The sequence below is a fragment of the Caballeronia sp. Lep1P3 genome, assembly GCF_022879595.1.
Classification (GTDB): Bacteria; Pseudomonadota; Gammaproteobacteria; order Burkholderiales; family Burkholderiaceae; genus Caballeronia.
The window spans coordinates 126,197-147,465 of the sequence record NZ_CP084267.1; the positions used below are offsets into that span (position 1 = coordinate 126,197).

21 protein-coding genes are annotated in these 21,269 nt (G+C 63.7%); 8 read left to right on the forward strand and 13 right to left on the reverse strand.

Annotation, left to right across the window (positions count from 1 at the left end):
* Positions 1 to 267: 267 nt before the first annotated feature.
* Positions 268 to 1,476: a zinc-dependent alcohol dehydrogenase gene (locus LDZ27_RS21150; RefSeq protein WP_244817752.1), complete on the reverse strand. Its 1,209-nt coding sequence runs from the start codon at positions 1,474 to 1,476 to the stop codon at positions 268 to 270.
* A gap of 122 nt (positions 1,477 to 1,598) precedes the next feature.
* Here LDZ27_RS21150 and LDZ27_RS21155 point away from each other — a divergent pair, with 122 nt between their 5' ends.
* Positions 1,599 to 1,802: a CsbD family protein gene (locus LDZ27_RS21155; RefSeq protein ID WP_244817753.1), complete on the forward strand. Its 204-nt coding sequence runs from the start codon at positions 1,599 to 1,601 to the stop codon at positions 1,800 to 1,802.
* A gap of 16 nt (positions 1,803 to 1,818) precedes the next feature.
* Here LDZ27_RS21155 and LDZ27_RS21160 read toward each other — a convergent pair whose 3' ends face one another.
* Positions 1,819 to 3,630 (reverse strand): ATP-dependent DNA helicase RecQ, encoded by a 1,812-nt coding sequence (locus LDZ27_RS21160; protein ID WP_244817754.1) that lies wholly within the window; start codon positions 3,628 to 3,630, stop codon positions 1,819 to 1,821.
* Positions 3,631 to 4,083: 453 nt separating this feature from the next.
* Between LDZ27_RS21160 and LDZ27_RS21165 the strand changes: the two genes are divergently transcribed.
* Positions 4,084 to 4,386 carry a hypothetical protein gene (locus LDZ27_RS21165; RefSeq protein WP_244817755.1) on the forward strand — a complete coding sequence of 101 codons (303 nt, stop codon included), beginning with the start codon at positions 4,084 to 4,086 and terminating at the stop codon, positions 4,384 to 4,386.
* A gap of 36 nt (positions 4,387 to 4,422) precedes the next feature.
* Here LDZ27_RS21165 and LDZ27_RS21170 read toward each other — a convergent pair whose 3' ends face one another.
* The 6 genes from LDZ27_RS21170 to LDZ27_RS21195 all read right to left on the reverse strand — a co-directional run bounded on the left by LDZ27_RS21170 (position 4,423) and on the right by LDZ27_RS21195 (position 7,683).
* Complete coding sequence (locus tag LDZ27_RS21170; RefSeq protein ID WP_244817756.1) at positions 4,423 to 4,812, reverse strand: hypothetical protein; 390 nt, start codon at positions 4,810 to 4,812, stop codon at positions 4,423 to 4,425.
* Positions 4,813 to 4,952: 140 nt separating this feature from the next.
* Complete coding sequence (locus LDZ27_RS21175; RefSeq protein WP_244817757.1) at positions 4,953 to 5,276, reverse strand: DUF6723 family protein; 324 nt, start codon at positions 5,274 to 5,276, stop codon at positions 4,953 to 4,955.
* A 214-nt stretch (positions 5,277 to 5,490) separates the two neighbouring features.
* Entirely contained in the window at positions 5,491 to 6,570 is a 1,080-nt protein-coding gene (locus LDZ27_RS21180; protein ID WP_244817758.1) for an MBL fold metallo-hydrolase, read from the reverse strand.
* Positions 6,571 to 6,700: 130 nt separating this feature from the next.
* Positions 6,701 to 7,048: a cupin domain-containing protein gene (locus LDZ27_RS21185; protein ID WP_244817759.1), complete on the reverse strand. Its 348-nt coding sequence runs from the start codon at positions 7,046 to 7,048 to the stop codon at positions 6,701 to 6,703.
* Positions 7,049 to 7,141: 93 nt separating this feature from the next.
* A complete protein-coding gene (locus tag LDZ27_RS21190; protein WP_244817760.1) occupies positions 7,142 to 7,429 on the reverse strand; it encodes a hypothetical protein in 288 nt (95 codons plus the stop codon).
* Positions 7,430 to 7,512: 83 nt separating this feature from the next.
* Positions 7,513 to 7,683, reverse strand: coding sequence for a hypothetical protein (locus tag LDZ27_RS21195; RefSeq protein ID WP_244817761.1), 171 nt, complete (start codon positions 7,681 to 7,683; stop codon positions 7,513 to 7,515).
* 132 nt (positions 7,684 to 7,815) lie between these two features.
* Between LDZ27_RS21195 and LDZ27_RS21200 the strand changes: the two genes are divergently transcribed.
* Entirely contained in the window at positions 7,816 to 8,259 is a 444-nt protein-coding gene (locus LDZ27_RS21200) for an SET domain-containing protein (protein WP_244817762.1), read from the forward strand.
* Between the two features lie 27 nt (positions 8,260 to 8,286).
* Here LDZ27_RS21200 and LDZ27_RS21205 read toward each other — a convergent pair whose 3' ends face one another.
* Both LDZ27_RS21205 and LDZ27_RS21210 read right to left on the reverse strand, forming a co-directional pair.
* Positions 8,287 to 8,973 (reverse strand): SDR family NAD(P)-dependent oxidoreductase, encoded by a 687-nt coding sequence (locus LDZ27_RS21205; RefSeq protein WP_244817763.1) that lies wholly within the window; start codon positions 8,971 to 8,973, stop codon positions 8,287 to 8,289.
* A gap of 134 nt (positions 8,974 to 9,107) precedes the next feature.
* A complete protein-coding gene (locus tag LDZ27_RS21210) occupies positions 9,108 to 10,352 on the reverse strand; it encodes a polysaccharide pyruvyl transferase family protein (RefSeq protein ID WP_370653474.1) in 1,245 nt (414 codons plus the stop codon).
* 223 nt (positions 10,353 to 10,575) lie between these two features.
* On the opposite strand from LDZ27_RS21210, the gene LDZ27_RS21215 reads away from it, so the two are divergent.
* The 4 genes from LDZ27_RS21215 to LDZ27_RS21230 all read left to right on the forward strand — a co-directional run bounded on the left by LDZ27_RS21215 (position 10,576) and on the right by LDZ27_RS21230 (position 15,522).
* A complete protein-coding gene (locus LDZ27_RS21215) occupies positions 10,576 to 11,844 on the forward strand; it encodes a sorbosone dehydrogenase family protein (protein WP_244817764.1) in 1,269 nt (422 codons plus the stop codon).
* A 38-nt stretch (positions 11,845 to 11,882) separates the two neighbouring features.
* The gene (locus LDZ27_RS21220) at positions 11,883 to 12,158 is read left to right on the forward strand and encodes a cytochrome c (protein ID WP_244817997.1); all 276 of its coding nucleotides are present in this window, start codon (positions 11,883 to 11,885) and stop codon (positions 12,156 to 12,158) included.
* Between the two features lie 578 nt (positions 12,159 to 12,736).
* The gene (gene murJ, locus LDZ27_RS21225) at positions 12,737 to 14,119 is read left to right on the forward strand and encodes a murein biosynthesis integral membrane protein MurJ (RefSeq protein WP_244817765.1); all 1,383 of its coding nucleotides are present in this window, start codon (positions 12,737 to 12,739) and stop codon (positions 14,117 to 14,119) included.
* The gene (locus tag LDZ27_RS21230) at positions 14,116 to 15,522 is read left to right on the forward strand and encodes a hypothetical protein (protein ID WP_244817766.1); all 1,407 of its coding nucleotides are present in this window, start codon (positions 14,116 to 14,118) and stop codon (positions 15,520 to 15,522) included. The genes murJ and LDZ27_RS21230 overlap by 4 nt, the downstream gene beginning before the upstream one ends.
* 39 nt (positions 15,523 to 15,561) lie before the next feature.
* Here LDZ27_RS21230 and LDZ27_RS21235 read toward each other — a convergent pair whose 3' ends face one another.
* The 3 genes from LDZ27_RS21235 to LDZ27_RS21245 form a co-directional block, all read right to left on the reverse strand.
* The gene (locus LDZ27_RS21235) at positions 15,562 to 15,765 is read right to left on the reverse strand and encodes a hypothetical protein (RefSeq protein WP_244817767.1); all 204 of its coding nucleotides are present in this window, start codon (positions 15,763 to 15,765) and stop codon (positions 15,562 to 15,564) included.
* Positions 15,766 to 16,249: 484 nt separating this feature from the next.
* Complete coding sequence (gene asnB / locus LDZ27_RS21240; RefSeq protein ID WP_244817768.1) at positions 16,250 to 18,238, reverse strand: asparagine synthase (glutamine-hydrolyzing); 1,989 nt, start codon at positions 18,236 to 18,238, stop codon at positions 16,250 to 16,252.
* Positions 18,214 to 19,407: a glycosyltransferase gene (locus LDZ27_RS21245; protein ID WP_244817769.1), complete on the reverse strand. Its 1,194-nt coding sequence runs from the start codon at positions 19,405 to 19,407 to the stop codon at positions 18,214 to 18,216. The genes asnB and LDZ27_RS21245 overlap by 25 nt, the downstream gene beginning before the upstream one ends.
* A gap of 566 nt (positions 19,408 to 19,973) precedes the next feature.
* On the opposite strand from LDZ27_RS21245, the gene tviB reads away from it, so the two are divergent.
* Complete coding sequence (tviB, locus tag LDZ27_RS21250) at positions 19,974 to 21,251, forward strand: Vi polysaccharide biosynthesis UDP-N-acetylglucosamine C-6 dehydrogenase TviB (RefSeq protein ID WP_244817770.1); 1,278 nt, start codon at positions 19,974 to 19,976, stop codon at positions 21,249 to 21,251.
* The last annotated feature ends 18 nt before the right edge of the window (positions 21,252 to 21,269 follow it).

The window sequence follows — 21,269 nt, forward strand, 5'->3', positions numbered from 1 at the left end:
GGCGAATGCTCGGCCCGCTGATAATGCTTTAGCCTCAAGCGCTTAGTGTCCTTTGGCAAACTCATTGAAGACTTCGAGTGTTGCGCATGGGCGACGTGATTCCTTTGCGTTCTGGAGAAGTGCTTTGCAGGCAGCGGGGTTTATCCGCGTCAAGGTGCTTGATAATATTTAGGCGTCTGAAGTGTTTGACACCGAGTTGCAGCCTGAGGACATGGGGCGGCTTCGCGAGAGGAAGCCGCCCCGCATTCACTTCGCTTTATGCATCGCTCATGCCGCGGGGTCGAGCTTCACCTTGATCCATCCCGGCTGGCGCAAATCGAACGCCTTATATGCGTCGATCACGTTCATCATCGGCTCGCGCGTCGTCAATACGCGAAGCGGATCGAACGATCCGTTGCTCACGCGCTCGATGAGCGCCGGCGTGATCGCGCGATGATTGCAGTTGCCCATTCTGATCGCGAGATTCTTGTTCATCGCGACGCCGAGCGGAAAGAAGCGGTCATTCGGCGGATAGACGCCGATCACGCCAAGCGAGCCTGCTTTCGCGAGCGCTTCCACGGCCCAGTCGAGCGCCTGCGTCGGCGCATTGCCCGGCACCCAGTTGCCGCCGTCCTCGTTGCGCTCGGGCGTGACGGTGCGGCTTTCCTGCTCGGCCTGCTTAGCCTTTTCCGCCGATGCAGCCGGTCCGCCTTGCGGATGCACTGCATCCACGCCGACCGCATCGATCGCGCGATCCACGCCGATGCCGTTGGTCAGTTCGAGAATCGCCTGCACCGGATCTTCCTCCTCGAGGTTCACGGTTTCCGCGCCCTGCGCACGCGCCATGTCGAGACGATCAGCGAGGCGATCCACCGCGATCACGCGTCCGGCGCCCATCATCCACGCACTCGCGATCGCGAATTGCCCGACAGGTCCCGCGCCGAACACGGCAACCGTATCGCCCTGACGCACTTGCGCGAGCTGCGCGCCGAAGTAGCCGGTCGGGAAGATATCGGACAGCAGAATGGCGCGGTCGTCATCGACGTTATCGGGCAGCTTGATGAGGCTCGCGTTGGCAAGCGGCGTGCGCGCATATTCGGCTTGCAGGCCGTTGATCGGGCCGGTCGTCTTCGGTCCGCCGAAGAACGCGGTGCCTGCGGACGGCCCGTTCGGATTGGCGAGATCGCATTGCGCGGTGTAACCCTCGCGGCAATACGCGCAGCATCCGCACGATATCGTCGATGGAATCAGCACGCGATCGCCCCGCCTCAGATTGCGCACGCCCTTGCCCACTTCCTCGATCACGCCGACGCCTTCGTGTCCGAGAATCGTGCCCGGCACCATGCCGGACAGCGTGCCGCGGACCATATGCAGGTCCGTGCCGCAGATGGCGCTCGACGTGAGCCTGACGACGGCATCGTGATCGTGCTGGATCGCCGGATCGGCGACGTTGTCGAGCGAAATGTTTCCTACGCCATGGAATACGACTGCTTTCATCGTCAGCTCCTCAAAGAGTTCGCACGAACGACAGCCGCAGCAACGCGCGCGCCCGTTTCCGGGCATAGGCGTTGCGTGCTCGAAGCAGCATGCGTTATGTCGTTTCCTGAAAGGAGAACATCATGAACAAGGATCAGAAAGAAGGCATCAAGGAGCAGGTGAAAGGCTGGGTCGATACGGCCGTCGGCACCGTGACCGGCAACGAGGACCGCAAGCTGAAGGGCGACGTGGAAATCACCAACGGCGCGAATCGCAAGGACTACGGCGACCAGAAGGACAACATCGAGAAGGGCGTCGAAGATCCGGGCGAACCGACGAACACCTGACGCCCCGCATCGACGTTCAGGCCGCGCGCTTCACATAGCGCGCGATGAAGGTGCGCGTTTCGTCGTCCGGAAAGCGCACCGCCACGCGATCCGCGCTCACCATCTCCACGACACCCTCGCCATAGCGCCGCACGCGCACGCGCTCGCCCTGCGCGAACGCGTGTGCGCTTCGCTTCGGAGCCGCCTTCTCCTGCTCTTCGTGCTGCTGCGACAGCGCCTGTTCGCGCATCTCGCGCGGGCTTTCGGTCACTTCCGGCGGATGCAGGCAGTTATCGCACGAACCGCATTGGCCGCCTTCGAGTTCGTCGTCGGGCGCGCGGTAGCTCACTTTCGGTTTACTCGCATCGGGCGCGTGGGTGTCGTCGTCATCGGCGGCGAAGTAGTCGAGCAGAATGCGCCAGCGGCAACGCGCGCTCTGCGCATAGGTGATCATGCGTTCCAGCACCGCGCGGTCGCGCCCGGCACGCGCGGCGTAGCCTTGCGCGGCATCGTCGAGTTGCGCGATGGCGCCGCCGTCGTCGATCAGCTTCATGCCGCCGCGCCGCGTCCTGCGCGTCACGCCGATGTCGTTGAGCAGGGTCGCGGCCACGCGCAGCTTGTTCACGCCGACATGCGGCAACGCTTCGCGCAGGCGTTCCAGCGGCTTTTCGAGCGTTTGCGTCGATGTTTCGCGCGCAAGGTCGCGCACCGCTTCCGCGACGCGCCGGATCGTCTCGGGATTCGGATAGCGGCCGCCGAGAAAGAACTGCTGAACCTGCTTGTCTTTCAGCTCGAAGAGCAGGATGCATTGCGCGGGACTGCCGTCGCGGCCCGCGCGCCCGGCCTCCTGATAGTAGGCGTCGAGACTGCCCGGCACTTGCGCGTGCAGCACGAAGCGAATGTCGGGCTTGTCGATGCCCATGCCGAACGCATTGGTCGCCACCATCACGCGCACGCCGTCGGCCATGAACGCGTCCTGCGCCTCGGAACGCGCGTTGGCCGAGAGCTTGCCGTGATAGCGCGCCGCCGCGACGCCCGCCTCGACGAGCGCCGCATGCAGCGCCTCGCACTCCGCCACCGTCGCGCAATAGATGATGCCGCTGCCCTCGAGCGTGCTGGCCAGTTCGATCGCGCGCTTGCGCTTGTCCTCGGGGTTCGTCAACTGTTCGACGGAGAAATGCAGATTGTCGCGATACACGCCCGTGTGGATCACGTTCGCGTGCCGCATCTGCAATTCGCGCACGATATCTTCGACGACATCGGGCGTCGCGGTCGCGGTGAGCGCGAGGACGGGCGGGCGGCCGAGCGTCTTCACCGCGTGAATCAGTTCGACGTAGGCGGGCCGGAAATCGTGGCCCCACTGCGAGATGCAGTGCGCCTCGTCGATCACGACGAGCGGCACCGCGGGCATGTCCTTGCCCGTGAGCGTCGCGGTGAACTCCGCGTTGACGAGACGCTCGGGCGTGACGAACAGAATGCGGATGCGGCCCGCCGTCATCGCTTCCATCGCTTCGCGTTCTTCGGTGGTCGTGAGCGTGCTGTTGATGACCGCTGTCGCGACGCCCGCTTCGACGAGCTTCGCGGCCTGGTCGCGCATGAGAGAAATAAGCGGCGATACCACGACCGTCATGCCGTCGAGCTGAAGCGCGGGCAACTGATAGCAAAGCGATTTGCCGGCGCCCGTCGGCATGACGGCGAGCGTGTCGTTGCCATCGAGCACGCTGCGGATGACTTCATCCTGTCCGGGTCGCAGATGGGGAAAGCCGAAGACTTTGCGCAGAGCGGTTTCCAGCTCGCGGTCCAGCGGTTTGCGCGCGCGGGTGGCGACGCTGCCAGTAGTGTCGTTCATTGTGTATTGCGTTTGAATTGAGCGTCGCGCGTTCAGCGATTGCGGCTGTTCGCTTCGAGTGATGTTGCGGATTAAGGCGTTCGCGTTTTGGGGTGGACACCTCGCTTATTTATCGAGAACCGATCGAAATCATTCGCATTTGAATAAATGCTTCGGCTTTGTTAATGACTTCGTTCGATGGAGCAAACCCCAGACCCAGCGCGGAGTTTGAATAAAGGAAAATACCGATGAAAAGTTTGCGTGTTTGCGCTATGCAGCCAAAAGGCCCGCAAACGTTGTCTGCGCGGGAACGCTCCAGGTCTGTGTGGGAATGCGAACACTCGGGACCCTCGCGCAAGCCTTACCAGGCGGGGCGGTTTCAAAAGGAAACAACTTTTCGCGAAGCAAACGCCGCGGAAGGTATGACCTTTGCTCTATCTTTAGCTTCTTGAATTACGCCGGACGAATACGACAATGAGAGCCCTCCATGCAAATCCAGGCTACCGACAGCGCCGCTCTGCCCAACTTGCCGAACGCGAACTCAAACACCTGGAATTGATTCTCGCGAGCTTCGTCGAAGGCGGCACGGCGCCCGGCCGTCTGCCCACGCGCTATTGGGACATGCGCGTCGCGCAACTGGATAGCGAGTACGATCTCGTTCCGTCGCAAAGTCAACGCGTCACGATGCTTCAGCGCAAGCTCGCGCTGCTCGATTCGGCGCTCGGTTCCGCCGCCGCCGATGCGCAGGAAAGACAGAGCCGCCGCGTCGCCGCCTGAGTCTTTCGCCGCGCCGCCCGTTTCTCGTCACTGTCACTATTTCGCGCGCTTGATGACCGAGCGCGCCATGTTCGCAGCCAACTCCGCGCGCAGTTCCGCCCACTTGCCGAGCAGCGAAGAATCGTTGGTCAGGAAGTAAGGCGCGTCGGCCCACTGGATATCGCCCGCACTACCGCGCCCGGTCTCGAAGACGCGCATGTCTTCGTCGTCGTCGGCGCCCTGGGTCACGAGTTCGCTGAACGAATGCACGTCCGTCAACGCGACGTCGTAGATGACGATGCTATTGAGCACGGCAATCGCCGTCTTGCTCATGCGCCACGCGGCTTCCCGGCTGTCCGCCATCAGGAAGGCCACGCCCTGAACGGGCGCAGTCAATGTCACGCGAAAAAGGCGTGACCTGCATGCATCGCTGAGTCGAATCGTCATGGTTTCTCAGTCTGTAGCCGAGCGAACGCGCGTCCATCCGAAGCTATCGCAGAGCAAGACGCGATCCCGCTTGACCGCGTTTGCCGCTTGGCGGAGCGGCAAACCATGACAACGTTTCAGTCGTTGGGAGCTGAGCCGCCTTAAAGCTCGGGGCGCGCGAGATCGGCCTGCACGACTTCGTTGCCCCGGCGTTGCGCCGCTTCTATCGCGTCCGATTTCGATGCATAAGGCCCGAGCGTATCCGCTCCGTCGAACGGAAATAAAAGCCGTCCGTCCGTTTTTCGCACCACTTTCAACGTGCCGTAATAGCCGCTCGCCGCGCTGCCGCGATACGACGCATAAATCTGGAAATCGCTTGCGGTTGCGCCGGGTGTCGGCGCGACGACACGCGTTGGAAAATAAACGAGCTTGGGGCGTCTGCCACTCATATGCGTCACGGGAATCACCAGTTGAGAGCGCGTCATTCCAGGCGCTCATGACCGGTCGCGTGCGAGACGCGCCCGCCCGCTCGAATGTCTCGCCATTCGAACGGACGCACGCGCTAGCCGCCGGAAATTTCACGCAGGAAAGGAAAGCCGCTGCTCGAACTCCAGCAATTGCCAAGCCGGGTCGTGCGCCGGCGAGCGCAGCGCCGGAAATGGCGCCGCGCGTCGTCAAGAAAGAAGCAGAAACGGCATTTCAGGTCCCGCCCATATAAAAATCGTCGCGATTATTGCCCGTCGTGCGAATGCAGATCGGCGAACGATAGAGCGGCTCCGCGTACTTGGTGCCGGGAAGTTCATCGCGGATTTTCATGAAAAGCGGCGAGAGGCCATTATCGAGCCATGCGCCCCAGATCGCGTCGTGATGGTCCGGCAAGTAGAGCTTCGGCTTGAAGAGCTGCAAATGCTGGAACGTGAAGCCGAGTTGCGTCTCCGCGATCGGATGCGGCGTCCACGGAAAGATGCCGACATCGACGCCCGGCGCGACGCTCGTCGCGAGCTGCAACTCCTCGGGGCTCGGGTTGCTCACGCTGTCGAACCACACGATCCTGAAGCCGTTCGGAAACGTGAACGTGAAGCCCATCGTGCCTTGCGTGACGATGTTCGGATCGCTCGATCCGCGTGCCGCGACTGCGTCGTGCTGCTGCTGTTCGGCGGCGGTGAGCGGCGGCGCATCGAGCGCGTAGAGCGCGGCGAGTTGTGTCGTGAGTCCCGCTTCGATCGTGCTGTGGATGATGTGCGTCGGACTGATCGTGATGTCGCCGTAAGTGAACTTCTCCGTGTTGTTGCCGCTGACGGTCGTGGTCTGCGCGGCCGGCACGCCGAGCACTTGCGCTTCTTTCGTCGTGATGGCCGAGCCGATGACCTGCGCCTTCGTCTGCGCGGCGACGGCGGCCACGTCGCTGATGTGGTCCGAATGCGCGTGACCGATGAGAATGACGTTCGCCTTCGTCACCTGCGATACGGTGAAGCCGAGCGACGGCGTGCGCGCGGGCCGTTCGTAATACGTGTCCATGATGACGACGACGCCGTGATACGCAAGCTCGTAGTTCGCCGTGCCGAGCCAGCGCAGCACGGCGGTGTCGCCTTGAGGAAGCGGCCCGCCCTGCGATGCGGGCGTGAGGCTCTGGCACGCGGGATCGGATGCGAGCGGCGCGTCCGCTGCATTGGCCGGCGCAAGGCCGGAATCGTTATGGTCGTGACCGCACGCGCATAGCAGCGAAGTCGATGCTATGAGCGTCGCGCCCAGCGCTCGGAATAGGCCAGCCTTTCTCATGACACCTCTCCTTTGAGGACTACCGACAGGGAACCGAAAGCTCCTTAATCGTGCCGAAATCGTGCGGAAAGCTGGCTTGAGTTCAATAGTAAATGCGCCGAAAGCGCGGCGTCTATGTGCCGTGCAGCATTTACTTCAATGCTTCGGTGTCGTGAGAGAAGACGGTTGTCGCGTGCCTCTTTTCGACGGTCAGATTGACCGAGCGCGCGCCGTTCGGCCGGGTGCGATGACGCACGCCCGCGGGAATCGTCAGCATGTGGCCGGCGCGGAGTTCGGCCGCGCCGTCATCGAAATCGATGACGAGCGTGCCTTCCAACACGATAAAAGTCTCGTCGGAGTCCGGATGGATGTGCCATGCGTAGGGCGCGTCCATCACGCTGATGTGGATGTCGTGATCGTTCACGCTCGCGACGACGCGGTTCATATAGCCATCGCGCGCGGCGTTCGCGATGGCGGTGAGATCGACTGGCTGGATCATGCGCGCCTCCTTTGCCCAACGGTTTCGATCGAGGCTAGCGCAGCCGCGCGTGCTATCGCAAACGAATCGTTTTGGCGTGCATGTGAAGCGCGTTCACATCGCGACGGCGCCGCCGCCCGGCGCATGGCCCATGATCGCCGCGAGGTTGCCGACAGCCGGCTCGGCGTAGAAAGGTGGCGGCGCTTCCGGCGGCAAAGGCGCCGGGCTGGAGACGGCCGCGTGCGGATAGACGGGCAGCGGGGGCGCGCTTTGTCCGCTGGACGCGACCGGAAAGACCGGCCCGCCGACGATGCCCACGCCGATGAACGGATGCGCCTGCGCCGCCGTTGCCAGCCCCGCGCTCAACGCGAGCGCCAGCGTGATGTTCCTGATCGTCCTCATCGCAGTCTCCTCTTTCCGGTTCGTCGATGAAGGCATTCTGCGACGCGAGAATGAGCGAAGAATGAGGCGATCGGTCGGCGCGGTCAGAAGAGTTCCGAATCGAGCGGAAGCAGGTTCATCCATTTGACCGCGGTGCGCCGCTCGGTGCCGTCGTCGTGAATGGAGCGGATCATCACGCGCTCGCCGCGCGCCTCTCCCAATACCTCGACGATGCGGTTACGATAGCGCGCGAGTGCGCCCTTCGCGGGCTTCATCGGCTTGCGTTTCGTGCTCGTGCGAGCGGACACTGCGGGCATAGGCGTGACGGCGATTCATGACGGCGTCATCATAGCGATGCTCACGCCCGCACTCAAACCCCGAATCCGTCAAACTGCGATCCGCCACACATGCGCCGAACCACTGTCCGTCATTCTCCCGTTCACGGCCGCGGCGTCTTTGCCCTGGCCGATCTGCCCGCCGGCACGCTGCTTTTCGAATACAAGGGCGAGCGTCTTTCGTGGAAGGAAGCGCAGCGCGCCTACGAGCGCTCGAATGCGGAGGACGGTCACACCTTCTTCTTCGGACTGGACGATGGCCGCGTCATCGACGGCGCGCGCGGCGGCAATTCGGCGCGCTGGCTCAATCACAGTTGCGCGCCGAATTGCGAGGCCGAGCAGGAAGGCGAGCGCGTGTTCATCCGTTCGATCGTGCCCATCGGTAAAGGGCAGGAACTTTTCATCGACTATTGCTTGACGGTCGAGGGACGCCGCACCGCCGCGCTCAAGCGGATGTATGCGTGCCGGTGTCTCGCGAAAGAGTGTCGCGGAACGATGTTGTCGAGCGAGCGGTAAGCCGATGCCGTTGCGTTGCGCGCGACGCTAGAGCCGTCCCGTCACCGGCAACGACGCTCCCGTGATGCACCGCGCGTCCTTCGACAGAAGAAACGCGATGACCCCCGCGATGTCCTCCGCGCTCACCCATCGGGCGTAGTCCGCGCTGGGCATATCGGCGCGGTTCTGCGGCGTATCGATGATGGAAGGCAGCACCGCGTTCACCGTCACGCCGCGATCCTTGAGTTCGTCGGCGAGCGCTTCGGTCATTCGCATCAACGCCGCCTTCGATGCCGCGTAAGCGCCCATGCCGGCCACTGCCTTCAGCGCAGCGGCCGCCCCGACGTTGACGATGCGCCCGCCCGCGCCGAAATGCGCGAGCGCGGCCTTCGATGCATGCAACGCCGTCGATACGTTCGCCGCGAACATGTCGTCCCATGCATCGGCGCTGCCGTCGGCGATCGTCTCCCAGCAGAAGCCGCCCGCCGCGTTCACGAGCGCATCGACGCCGCCGAAGTGCGCCGCGATCTGGTCGAGCGCGAGTTGCGCGGCGCGTGCATCGGTCAGATCGATGCCCGTCACAGCGAAGGCGGCGTCGGGCGGCCCGTCTCTTGCGCCACCGCGAGCGATCAGCGCGACGCGCCCGCCGCGTTGCGTCAACACGCGCGCCGTCGCCATGCCGAGATTGCCAAAGCCGCCCGTGATGGCGACGCGCATTCCGTCGAGATCGGTCATGGTGTCGCGTCCTTTTCTTGAGCGATTGTTCGGATGTCGGCGATCGCCGCGCCGCGCGTTCGCAACGTCGATGGCAAAAAGAATAGGACGGAACATCGGCCAGCGCGATCGGGAAATGCCGCCGCGCGGCCCGATCATTCGCCGACGAGCTTGCGCGTGAGCGGCGCCACGCCCGCGCGATACGTCCGCGCGAGCGCCGACGCGCGCTCCGTCAGCGCGTGCGCCTCGGCGTTCAGCGCGTCGCGCGCGGCGGCTTCGAGGTCGTCTATCGGCACGACGCGCGCGGCGCCCGCGCCCTCCCAGGTTTGCGCATAGGCGGTGTGCTTTCCGGTGCGGGCGGCGTCATCGGGATGAAGCACGTTCACGCGCGGCTTGCCATACGCCATCGCGACGATGCGACCGTGCAGGCTGCTCCCGACGAACCCGGCGCTTGCTGCGATGAGCGCGCAGATATCCCACACGTTCAGCGAATCGAAGAGGATGGCGGCGCCCTGGCGCATGCGCGCGGCGAGGCGCCCGTACACGGCGATGTCGTCATGCCACGGCGCCGCGCCCGCCCGGAAGAACGCTATGCCGAGGCCGCTGCCCGCCGAAAGCGCGTGGAGCTGGCGCGCGAGCCGGGCGAGCGTTGCGTCGTCGCCGAAATCGGCGCTGCACTGCACGGCGAGATAGCCGCGCGGAGATGCGCGGCGCACGTTGGCGACGGCCGCGCCCCGCGCGTGCTGGCGGATGCGCGCATCGAACAGTTCGGCGACCAGCGTCACCGGATCGGGGACGAGGCGCGCAGCGATGCCCTCGGCGCGGAGAATGGCTTGCGTGCGGGCATCGCGCACGCTCAGGTCGTCCGCGGCGCGCAGCTTGGTCAGCACCTCGGCGCGAAAGTCGGGATCGCGGGCATCGAGCGTGGCGCCGCCCACCGCGTCGAAACACAGCGACGCCGCATGCGGAAACGCCTCGCGGCCGATTACATAGGGCGCGCGTGCATCGACGCCGAGCGTGGCGCGCGCCCACGCGCTGCGCTCGTCCGCCCGCGCACCGTAACGGGCGATGCAGGCCTGCGCGTCTTCCGGCGGCATCAGCATGACGGCGGCTTCCCAGGCGTCGCACGTCAGCAGTTCGCCGCCCGCGTGCAGGAGCGTGACCGGCGCATCGCGCCAGCGCGCCGCGACGCTCGCCAGCGCGGCGACGCCATGCCCGCCGTGCGCGCGTAGATCGCGCGCCGCCAGTCCGGCGAAGACGAGCCGCGCGTTGGGCCGACGCTCGCGGATCAGCCGCTCGGCGACGTGAGCGAACAGCAGGTCGCCGAAGTTATGGCGGTCGAACGCGCCGAAAACGACGATGGGGCGCGGCATGGGCGCGTGCGTGCGAGCGTCGGTCAAGCGGGTTCCTGTTTGCGCGGTGCGCGCGACGAATGGCATGGCTCGGGCGGAAGCCGTACGCCCGTCGGATCCTCATCCGGGAAAAAACTTCGCACCGCGCTTACATAGCGCGAATCGTGTTCTAAGATTCTTCTCACTGCGTTCCACGCCGCCAGCGGCGCGCCCCGCGGTTCAGCGTTTCACCAGCCGTCCTCACAAAAAGCCGTAACAAGGAGACAACCGGATGAAAGCAACGCTCAAGTTCTTGCCATTGGCCATCGGCGCGATGTTCGCCTGCCTGCCGCCCGCGCACGCCGCTCAGGACAATGTCAACGCACTGTCCAACTTCCGTCAGACCGGCAACACGCAGCCGCCCGAAACCGTTCCGCAGACCGGGCAAACCGCCGACGCGCTGCGCGAGAACCTCAAGCAGATCAAGCTGCCGCCCGGATTCAAAATTGAGCTGTACGCGGTCGTGCCCGAAGCGCGGCATATGGCGATCGAGCCATCGACGGGCGTGGTGTTCGTCGGCACGCGCAAGAATCGCGTCTGGCAAGTTACGGACAGGACCAAGCAGCGCGTGGCGAGCGACGTGGTGCAGTTCGCATCGTCGGTCACGTTCAAGGTGCCCAACGGCGTGTGCTTCTCGCCCGATGGCGTGCTCTACGTCGTCGAGCAGAACCGCGTGCTGGGCTTTCCGGCCGCGCAGTTCTTCGGCGAAGGCGGCCCGGACGTGGCGGCGGCGGTCGTCGTGGCGCAGGGCAAGCTGATCCCGACGCAGTTCGAGAGCTTCAACCACGGCGCGCGCGTCTGCCGCATCGGGCCGGACAAGAAGCTGTACATCGCGCTCGGCCAGCCGTGGAATGTGCCGCCGAAGGACAAGCTCGCGGAACTCGACCGCAACGGGCTGGCGGGCATCATCCGCATGGATCAGGACGGCAAGAATCGCGAAGTTTACGCGCATGGCGTACGCAATTCGGTCGGTCTCGACTTCAATCCCAAGGACAAGACGCTGTGGTTCACGGATAACCAAGTCGACGGCATGGGCGACGACATCCCGCCCGGCGAACTGAATCACGCGACGAAGGCCGGCGAAAACTTCGGCTTTCCGTGGTACGGCGGCGGCAAGGTTCGCACGGTCGAGTACAAGGACCAGAATCCGCCGGCGGGCGTGGTCTTTCCGCAAGTGGAATTCGCCGCGCACGCCGCCGACCTCGGCATGTCGTTCTATAACGGCAAGATGTTCCCGCAGAAGTATCAGGGCGGTATCTTCGACGCGGAGCATGGCTCGTGGAATCGCACGAAGCCCATCGGCGCGCGCGTCATGTTCACGCCGATCAAGGACGACGGCACCGCGGGCGAGGCCGAAGTCTTCGCGGAAGGCTGGCTCACGCAGAGCGGCGAGTACATGGGCCGCCCCGTCGACGTGCAGATGCTGCAGGACGGCTCGCTCCTCGTCTCGGACGACTACGCGGGCGCGATCTACCGCATCTCCTATACGGGGGCCAAGTGAGGGACGCGCGCCGCACGGCGGCGCTCGCGCTCGCGCTGATGGCCCTCTCGCAGGCGTCGCTCGCCGCTGGCGACATCAAGGCGGGACGCGCGAAGGCGGCGCAGTGTTCGGCGTGTCACGGGCTGGACGGCATGTCGAAGCTGCCCGAAGCGCCCAACCTCGCGGGGCAGACGGAGGAATATCTCGTCAAGGCGCTCGGCGATTTCCGCTCGGGCGCGCGTCAGAACGAGATGATGTCGGTGGTGGCGAAAGGCTTGTCGGATACGGATGTCGGCAATCTCGCGGCGTATTACCACAGTCTCGGCAAGCAGTAACGTCAGCCGGCGAGGACTTTCGCGCCGCGCCCGTCCCGCCGGATGAGATTTTTTCGAATCGACGCTTGACATGGCGGACTAAGGGTTTATACTAGCTCCTGTCTCCTCCATGTCTCAACCGATATGGATTCAAGCCCGCTCTCAGAGCGGGCTTTTTTTTCGTCCGCAGCAGACTCGCGTTTTCTTGCGCATTCCACCGGCGCCGGGCCTTCAAAAATCACACGAAACGGCGCGCTCGCTGACTTCTTAGCGGTCCACACCAGGTCATCGCTCGCAACGCATATCAACGGCAATTCGTTCGTTATGCGCACGGGTGTCAATTAGTCGTTTCCCTCTGCATGGCCGTCACGTTTGCGCATTACGCTTTCCCTGTTCGCGCGAACGAGCGACGCAAAACGCGCTTAACGTCTGACGGATAGACGCAATCAGATTAATCGCTTAAGACACCGGATTGACCACACGCGCGCGACGCTCGCCGGTATAGTCGGATTCGTCCGCGACGGCTCGCAACGCGCGCGACTCATCCGGAGACTACGCGTTAATCGTAAGAACGATGTCTGATTCCAAGGGGAGCCTACGTGCTGACATCCGCGCTCGGCGTATTGAGAAGACGCATCCGGAACGTCCATACCGATCACCGGCGCATCGCGAGGGGCGCCGCCATCGTTTCGTTGTTCGTCTTTCTTGGCAAGGGAACGGGCGCGTTCAAGGAAATGGCGGTGGCCTACCGCTACGGCATCGGCGGCACCGTGGATGCGTATCAGCTCGCGCTCACGCTCGTTTCGTGGCTTCCGCTCACGCTCATCGGTGAATTGAGCATTCTGCTCGTGCCGCTTTTCGTCGGCATGCGCGATAAAAAAGAAGAACTGGCGCAGTTCCTCGCGGAACTCGAAGGCGTCTGCATGCTGCTCGGGGTCGTGCTGACGTCGCTCTTGCTGCTGAGCTGGCCGCTCGTCGCGCATTTCACCGCGTCGAATCTATCCGAACACACGCGCACGATGTGCCTCTATCTGCTGATGGGGCTCGCGCCGGTCGGCATTCTGAGCTTCACGGTCTGCATCACCGCTGCGCGGCTTCAGGCGCGCGAGCGGCACATCAACACGCTGCTGGAATCCGTTCCGGCGCTCGTTTTGTTGTGCTTCATTCTCGTCGTGCCGCATCGCGACTCGCTCCTTCCGCTGATGCTCGGCACCTCGCTCGGCGTCGCGGTGCAAGCGCTGCTTCTTCGTATCATCGCGAGAAACGCCGATGGACAGAAGGCGCGCCCGCGTCTCTCTTTTCGCTCGCCGCACTGGGGCAAAACCTTGCACTCGGTGAGCATGCTGATGGTGGGCGGCGTCATCGTCAGCATGATTACGCCGGTCGATCAGTATTTCCTCGCGCATGTCGGCGACGGCGCCATCGCGACCTATGGCTATGCGTATCGCGTGCTGACCTTGCTCATCGGCATGGGCGCGCTCGCGATCAGCCGCGCGATCCTGCCGATCCTCGCGGAAATGCTGGCCGCGAAGGACTTCGTGCGCGCCCGCGACACCGCGCTCAAGTGGTCGCTCGTCATGCTCGCGCTCGGCGCGCTCGGCGCGGTCGTCTCATATGTGCTCGCGCCGTGGATCGTCCAGTTGCTGTTCCAGCGCGGCGCTTTCACGGCGGACGATGCGAAGGCGGTGACACTCGTCTTCCGCACGGGCCTGCTTCAGGTTCCCTTCGCGTTCGGCGGCTTCGTCGTGATTCAATTGTTCGTGAGCGAAGCGCGCTATCGGGCGCTCACGTTCATCGCGGTCATCAGTTTTGTCGTGAAGGCGGGCGGCAACGTGCTTCTCGCGCCGCTGTACGGCGCGCAGGGCGTGATGCTTGCGACGGGCCTCATGACCGCCGCGGGCTTCGTCTGCTATCTCGTGTGCCTGAAGCAGCCGTCCGGCGAGCCGCGCGCGATGCCGCCGCAAAAAGTGAGCGGCGAATGACCGCGCGTTCCGCGCCCGGCGGCCTCGACGACCATTCCGCGCAAACCGCGACGCGCACGGCGCAGCGTTTCCCGTTGTCGCTCGAACTGTGGATGGCGCTGGAGCGCGCCGCGTATCGCGCACCGCGCGGCTTCGAATCGTCCGCGACGGACAGCCTCGACGACATGCAATGCGCCGTCGCGTACAACGGCGCGTGGGGCGTCGCGAATTTGTGGCGAACGCTGCTGCGGCGGCAAACGCCTCACCTTCAGGTGGTGTGGCGCGCGCCGGATGGAACGGCGCGTCTGATCGCGGAGTCGCACGTCGCGATTCCGAACCGCGAGTTCTTCTGCGCGTCGCTCGCGCTCGCGCTCGACCGGCAGCGCCAACTGTGCGAGCGCGCGCGGGAGCGTCTTCGTGAGGCGACACATCCGGGCGCGTTCCCCGTCATCGATGTTGCGGACTCCGACACACGTCCCTCGCCCGCCGACGTGCTGCACTTCGCCGTCCGGCATCTGGTCGGCAAAACCGTCAACAAGTTTCGCAGGGCGTTCACGCGCAGCGATCACTGGGGCATCGCGTGGCGCGTCGAGGATTCATCCGACGCGGCGCGTGCAGGCGAAGCGACATGGCAGATGCACATTCCATCGCCGGACGATCGCTTCTACGCGGACCCGTTTCTCTGGCGCGATGCGTCGGGCGGCTATCACCTGTTCTTCGAAGACCTGCCGTATGCGACGAACAAGGGCGTGATTTCGCACGTCGCGCTCGATCCTGTTTCGAAGTCGTCCGAGTCGTGGAAGGCGCCGCGCGTCGTCCTGGAACGGCCGTACCATCTGTCGTATCCGTTTCTATTCGACTATGCGGGCGATGTCTTCATGATTCCGGAGACATCGGCCAATCGGACGATCGAGGTGTATCGCGCGGCGCCGTTTCCCGATGCGTGGGTGCATCACGCGACGTTGATGGAAGACATCGTCGCCGCCGATACGACGCTCTTTCACGAGGCCGGAACCTGGTGGCTTTTCACCACGATCGAGCAAGGCGGCGGTCCGAACTGGGACGAGTTGCATCTCTTTCATGCGCAATCCCCTTTCGGGCCGTGGCATGCGCATCCGGGCAATCCGGTCGTGTCGGACTGCCGCGGCGCGCGAATGGCCGGCAACCTTTTCAGGGACGAAAACGGGCGCCTTATCCGGCCCGCTCAGGATTGCGAGCGCGAGTACGGCGCGGCATTGCGCTTCTGCGAGATTACGGAGATGAGTGCGTCGCGATATGCGGAAACGCCGGTGTCGGTGATGAACGCCCCGCGTGGGCGATCCGGCGTGCATACGTGGAACCGGACAGGAGAAGTCACGGTGGTGGACATCAAGCTGCGCGCGTACAGGCGTGCGAAAGCGCAGTCGGGAAATTTCCGCCTTTAGCTCGCGGAAGAAGCGAGCCGTCTGGCGTGTGCGGTTTGCCTAGCGGTCGGTGCCGTCCGAGCGTTTGAACGCTTGCCGGCGCGTGCCTTCCTGACCCGCTGGCGCATGACGCGAGTTCTCCGGACGATTGTCCCGCGCCGAGCGTTTCGCGCCCGGCAGACGGACGATATCGGACACGGCGACCCCCGCTAAAACCACGACGGCCCCGATCGCAACAGTCCCAATCACGTTGAGCCAATCCATGTTTTCTCCGCGAGTTGCGCTGTCCGGATCCGGTGAAGGTCCAAACGCATGGCGTGCCGTCCTTTAAAACGCACTACGGAGGGTCACGCCGGTGTTGCCATGTTATCACGCAGCTTTCTTATGTGCGGAAGCACACGTACGTCCAATGCTCCATCGCGGCCACGCCGGACAACCCATGGCATGCGTGCGATGCTGCACAGACGCGTGACTTTTACCAAATCGCGAGTAGATTTTGCCGGCGTTGCGGCGGCGTCGATTGAACGCCCCGTCGACAGGCTCATCTCGCAGCGCGAAGCAACGGCAAGCACGACTGATGCCGGGGGCTGCGTATTTTCCCGGCCAGGCACTTGTATAACGGCTTCGGCGTGCGGAACTTTAGAGGCGACGACCGTGGCGGATCGCGCAATGACGAAGCGGCGCCACACCGTGCGCGCCGCTTATTTTTGATGTGATGTTTCTCGATGCGAGCGAACGGATCAGACGCTCAGCTCGCCGTATCGGTCAGGTCGAACTCTTCCGCATCGACGGACTTGTTCGCATCGAGCCAGGCCTCGAACATCAGCACGGCCCACAGACGCGTGTGCCAGCTATGCGTTCCGGCCGAATGCTGGTCCCACATCTTCCTGACCATCGGTTCGTTCAGATAGCCTTCGCGTCGCAAGCGATCGCCGTTGAGAAGGTCGGACGCCCACTCGCGCAAGTCGTTGCGAAGCCACGAAGCAATCGGCACGCTGAATCCGTGCTTCGGACGCTCGAACAACTGGCGCGGCACGTATCGGTCGAGCAGGTCTCGAAGCACGACTTTCCCGACGCCCTTGTTGACCTTCATCGACAGCGGAAGGCGCCACGCGAATTCGACGATGCGCCGGTCCAGAAACGGCACGCGCGTCTCGAGGCTCACATGCATTGCGGCACGATCCACCTTCGCGAGGATATCGGTCGGCAAATAGCGGACGGCGTCGAGATACATCATGCGCTCCGCGTCGGTCAGCGACGCCGGCAAGCCGCTCAACGCGGACGCCGCCAACGGCGTGCGGTAACCAAGGACGATTTGCTCGGGCGCGTCGAACGCGGATGCGAGCCGCTCATACGATGCCTCCAACCCTTCGGCGCTCATCGCGTCCGCGAGCTTCAGCAGCTTTTCTCCGACCTGCGTGTGACGCATGCTCTGCGGCATCATGCCGACGAGCGGCGCCGCCATGCGGTCGAGACGCTCCGCGCCCAGCCCGCGCACGCAACGCGCGGTCAACGCGCGCGCGGGCAAAGGCACGCGGCTCAGTTTGTCCCATAGCCCCTGCGCCGCGACGTGGCGGTTATAACCGCCGAAGAGCTCATCGCCGCCGTCGCCCGACAAGCTCACGGTTACATGATGCCGCGCCATCTGCGAGACCAGGAACGTCGGAATCTGCGAGGAATCCGCGAACGGTTCGTCGTAGATTTGCGGCAACTGCGGCACCACGGCGAGCGCATGCGCGGGCGTCACGTAGAGTTCGTGATGCTCCGTTCCCAGATGTTGCGCGATCCGCCGCGCATGGGTCGCTTCGTTGAATCCGGCCTGATCGAAGCCGATCGAGAACGTCTTCACGGCACGCGCGCTTTCCGCCTGCATCAGCGAAACGACGAGCGACGAATCGATGCCGCCCGACAGGAACGCGCCGAGCGGCACGTCCGCGACCATCTGGTCTCTCAGCACCTTGCGAAACACGCTGTCGAGTTCGCCGACGGCATCGCCTTCGGTGAACGGCTCGGCCTTCGCTCGCGCGACGACATCGTCGAGACGCCAGTACGGACGAACGACGACATCGCCATGAGCGGGTCTGACCGTCGCGAGCGCGCCGGGAAGCAGCTTGCTCACGCCCTCGTAGATCGTGTGCGGCGCGGGAACGCTGCAATAGCGCATGTACATGCCGAGCGCGTCGCGGTCGATGCCGACATCGCGAAACGCCGGATGACGCCGCAGCGCCTTCAACTCGGAGCCGAAGACGAACGTGTCGCCGAGCCACGCGTAGTAGAGCGGCTTCTCGCCGAGCGGATCGCGTCCGAGCGTGAGCACGCGTTCATCGCGGTCCCACAACGCGAACGCGAACATGCCATACGCCTTGTCGAGCGTCTTCTCGATGCCCCATCGCGCGAAAGCCGCGAGCAGCACTTCGGTGTCCGAATGGCCGCGCCAGTCCGGTGAACCGGGCAGCGCGTCGAGTTCCTTGCGCAAGTCTTCGGCGTTATAGACCTCGCCGTTATAGACGATCACGTATCGGCCGCACGCCGATGCCATCGGCTGATGACCGAGTTCGGAAAGATCGACGATCGCGAGACGCCGATGCCCCAGTGCGACGCCGGCTTGTGCATCGATCCAGTATCCGGCGTCGTCCGGGCCGCGCCGCGCGAGGCTGTCGCACATGGCGCGCAGCCGTGGCCCGGCGCTCGATTCGTCAAGCCGACCGCGAGTCAGGAAGCCCGTAATTCCGCACATTCCCATGCTCCTTCTTTGACCGCCGCATAAACGCGTTCGTATTTCTGCCACGTCGATTCGATCGAGAACACCGACCGGATGCGCTCTCGCGCAAGCTCGCCCATGTTTCGTCGCGCCTCCAGCGGCAACGACAGCACCGACAGAAGCCCGGACGCGAGCGCCTCCGGATTTCTCGCCGGCACGACGCGGCCCGTATCGCCGATGAGCACCGCCGTGTCGCCGACATCGGTGGCCACGCACGGCACGCCGCAGGCCATCGCCTCGCCGATGACGGTCGGAAAGCCCTCGCTCCTCGACGACAGGCAGAAGACGTCGAAGCCCGGCACGAGCGCCTGCACATCGTCGCGCGGTCCCAGCAGATGACACGCGTCCGTCACGCCGGCATCGTGCAGCGACTGCTGCAACGCGCGATTCTCGCTCACCAGTTCGTGTCCGATCATGACGAAGCGGCACGCCGGCATCTCGCGATGCACGCGACCGATCGCCGCGATGAAGTTGTCGTAGTCCTTTACCGCGTGATACCGGCCGACAATGCCGACGACCGGCACATCGTCGCCGATACCGAGCAGCCGTCTCAGATCGCTTCGCGCCTCGCGCCGCGGCCTGAACAGGTCGACATCGAAACCATTGTGTATGACGTGCATGCGAGACGCGCTATAGCCGCCTCTTACGTGGTTGGCCCGCGCCGTCTCAGCGCAGCAGATGATGAGATCCGGAATCCTCGACGAACTGACCGCGCAACACCGCGCCACCACGCTCAACTTGGGTTCGGACCTGAAGACCGGATACTCGCTTTGATGAATGGCCCAGAACACGCCGAAGCGGCTGCTCGCCGCGTTGCGCGCCGCGAGCCTGCGTTTCGCGAGATGCGCCGCGAAGCCGCCGATGAGGTCCGCGTGATACATCCACGTCTGCACGACATCGGGCGCGTAATCGACGATCCAGCCGGCGAGCTTTCGGACGAGCAGCGGCTGCGGCACGCCGTTGCCCATGCCGAGCGCGCGCACCTCGACGCCGAGCGTCTGCAGCCTCGCGCCCATGATGCCGACGGATGACAGCGAGACGACGAGATGCTGCGCACGCGCTGCGTGCGACATCTGCGCCAGCCGATACAAAAGGGTTTCCGCTCCTCCCACGCCAAGACCTGAAATGATGTGCAGGATCCTCATCCAATAGCCCTGTGCCGGTGGAATGTCTCGAAGACTTTGCTGGCGGGTGCGACGCAACACGCGGCGCCCGAATGCCGATGCGCGCATGCACGATTTCGCGTTACTTTCAGCGAGTGCGCTTGCGCACATTCCTCATCAATCTTCGAGAGCTTAATCGATAACACGCCCGCAAAGTCGGTGAGTTGTGTGCGCTAAAACACTTAACGCGTATTGTATTTGCGCACCTAAGGAAAGCCCTACTCTTCGGCGACGCATTCGTGTATAAGATCGTCGTGTCGCATTGCATTGCACTAAAGTGCGATACACGCACCGCCGTTTTTCGGTTGCTTCAAGGACAACCGTTAGTGTTACTAATTGTTCGACGGGCATCTGCGCTCAGGGGTGAAGAGCGATTTCGCAGCACCTTCGCGCGTATTCCCAAGCCGCCCGTTCATAACATTATTAGGAATGCATCGCGCCAGTTCTCTCACCGGGTGACGGCGGTCCGAACACCCGGAACGACCATTGGATCAATCGGCGGCACTCGATCCTCATACCATTGAACAATGTCTTTCCAGGGGCAGATCATGTATGAATCTCGCGATCTGAATGTGGCAGTAATCGGTTTGGGTTATGTAGGACTGCCCCTTGCCGTCGAGTTCAGCAAGAAGCGCACGGTCGTGGGCTTCGACACCAATCGCCGCCGCATTTCCGCGCTCATCGAGGGCCACGACTTCACGCTCGAAGTGAGCGATGAAGAACTCGCCGGCGCGGGACGGCTCAGATTCAGTCACGACATCGAGGATCTCACCGGCTGCAACGTATTTATCGCGACGGTGCCGACGCCTATCGATCAATACAAGCGGCCCAATCTGGACCCTTTGATCGGCGCGAGCGAGACGATCGGCAAGGTGCTCAAGCAGAACGACATCGTGATCTACGAATCGACGGTCTATCCCGGCGCGACGGAAGAGGAATGCGTGCCCGTGCTGGAACGCATGTCAGGCCTGAAATTCAATGTCGATTTCTTTGTCGGTTACAGCCCGGAACGCATCAATCCCGGCGACAAGGAACATCGCGTCACCAACATTCGCAAGGTCACTTCGGGATCGACGCCCGAAGTCGCCGATGTGGTCGATAACCTCTATCGCGAGATCATCGAGGCCGGCACCTTCAAGGCGGAAAGCATCCGCGTCGCGGAAGCCGCGAAGGTCATCGAGAACACGCAGCGCGACGTGAACATCGCGCTCATCAACGAGCTGGCGATCATCTTCAACAAGATGGGCATCGATACGAAGGCCGTGCTGGACGCCGCCGGAACCAAGTGGAACTTCCTTCCGTTCCGGCCCGGCCTCGTCGGCGGTCATTGCATCGGCGTGGACCCGTACTACCTCACGCACAAGGCGCAGGCAATCGGCTATCACCCCGAGATCATTCTCGCGGGACGCCGGCTCAACGACAGCATGGGCAAGTACATCGGATCGCAGCTCGTGAAGGCGCTGACCAAACGCAATATTCCGATAGCCGGGGCGAACGTGCTCGTCATGGGGCTGACGTTCAAGGAGAACTGCCCCGACTTGCGCAACACGCGCGTGATCGACATCGTGAGCGAGCTCAAGGAATACGGCATGAGCGTCGATGTGTTCGACCCGTGGGTATCGAAGGACGAAGCGCATCACGAATACGGTCTCGATCCGATCGACGCGCCGCGCGCCGGCAGCTACGACGCGATCATCCTCGCCGTCGCGCATCAGGAATTCCGGCGCATGGACGAGGCGACGGTGCGCGCCTACGGCAAGACGGACCACGTTCTCTACGACCTCAAATATGTCCTCGAAAGCCATGAGAGCGATCTGCGTCTTTGAGCGCGACGCCCCGACCGT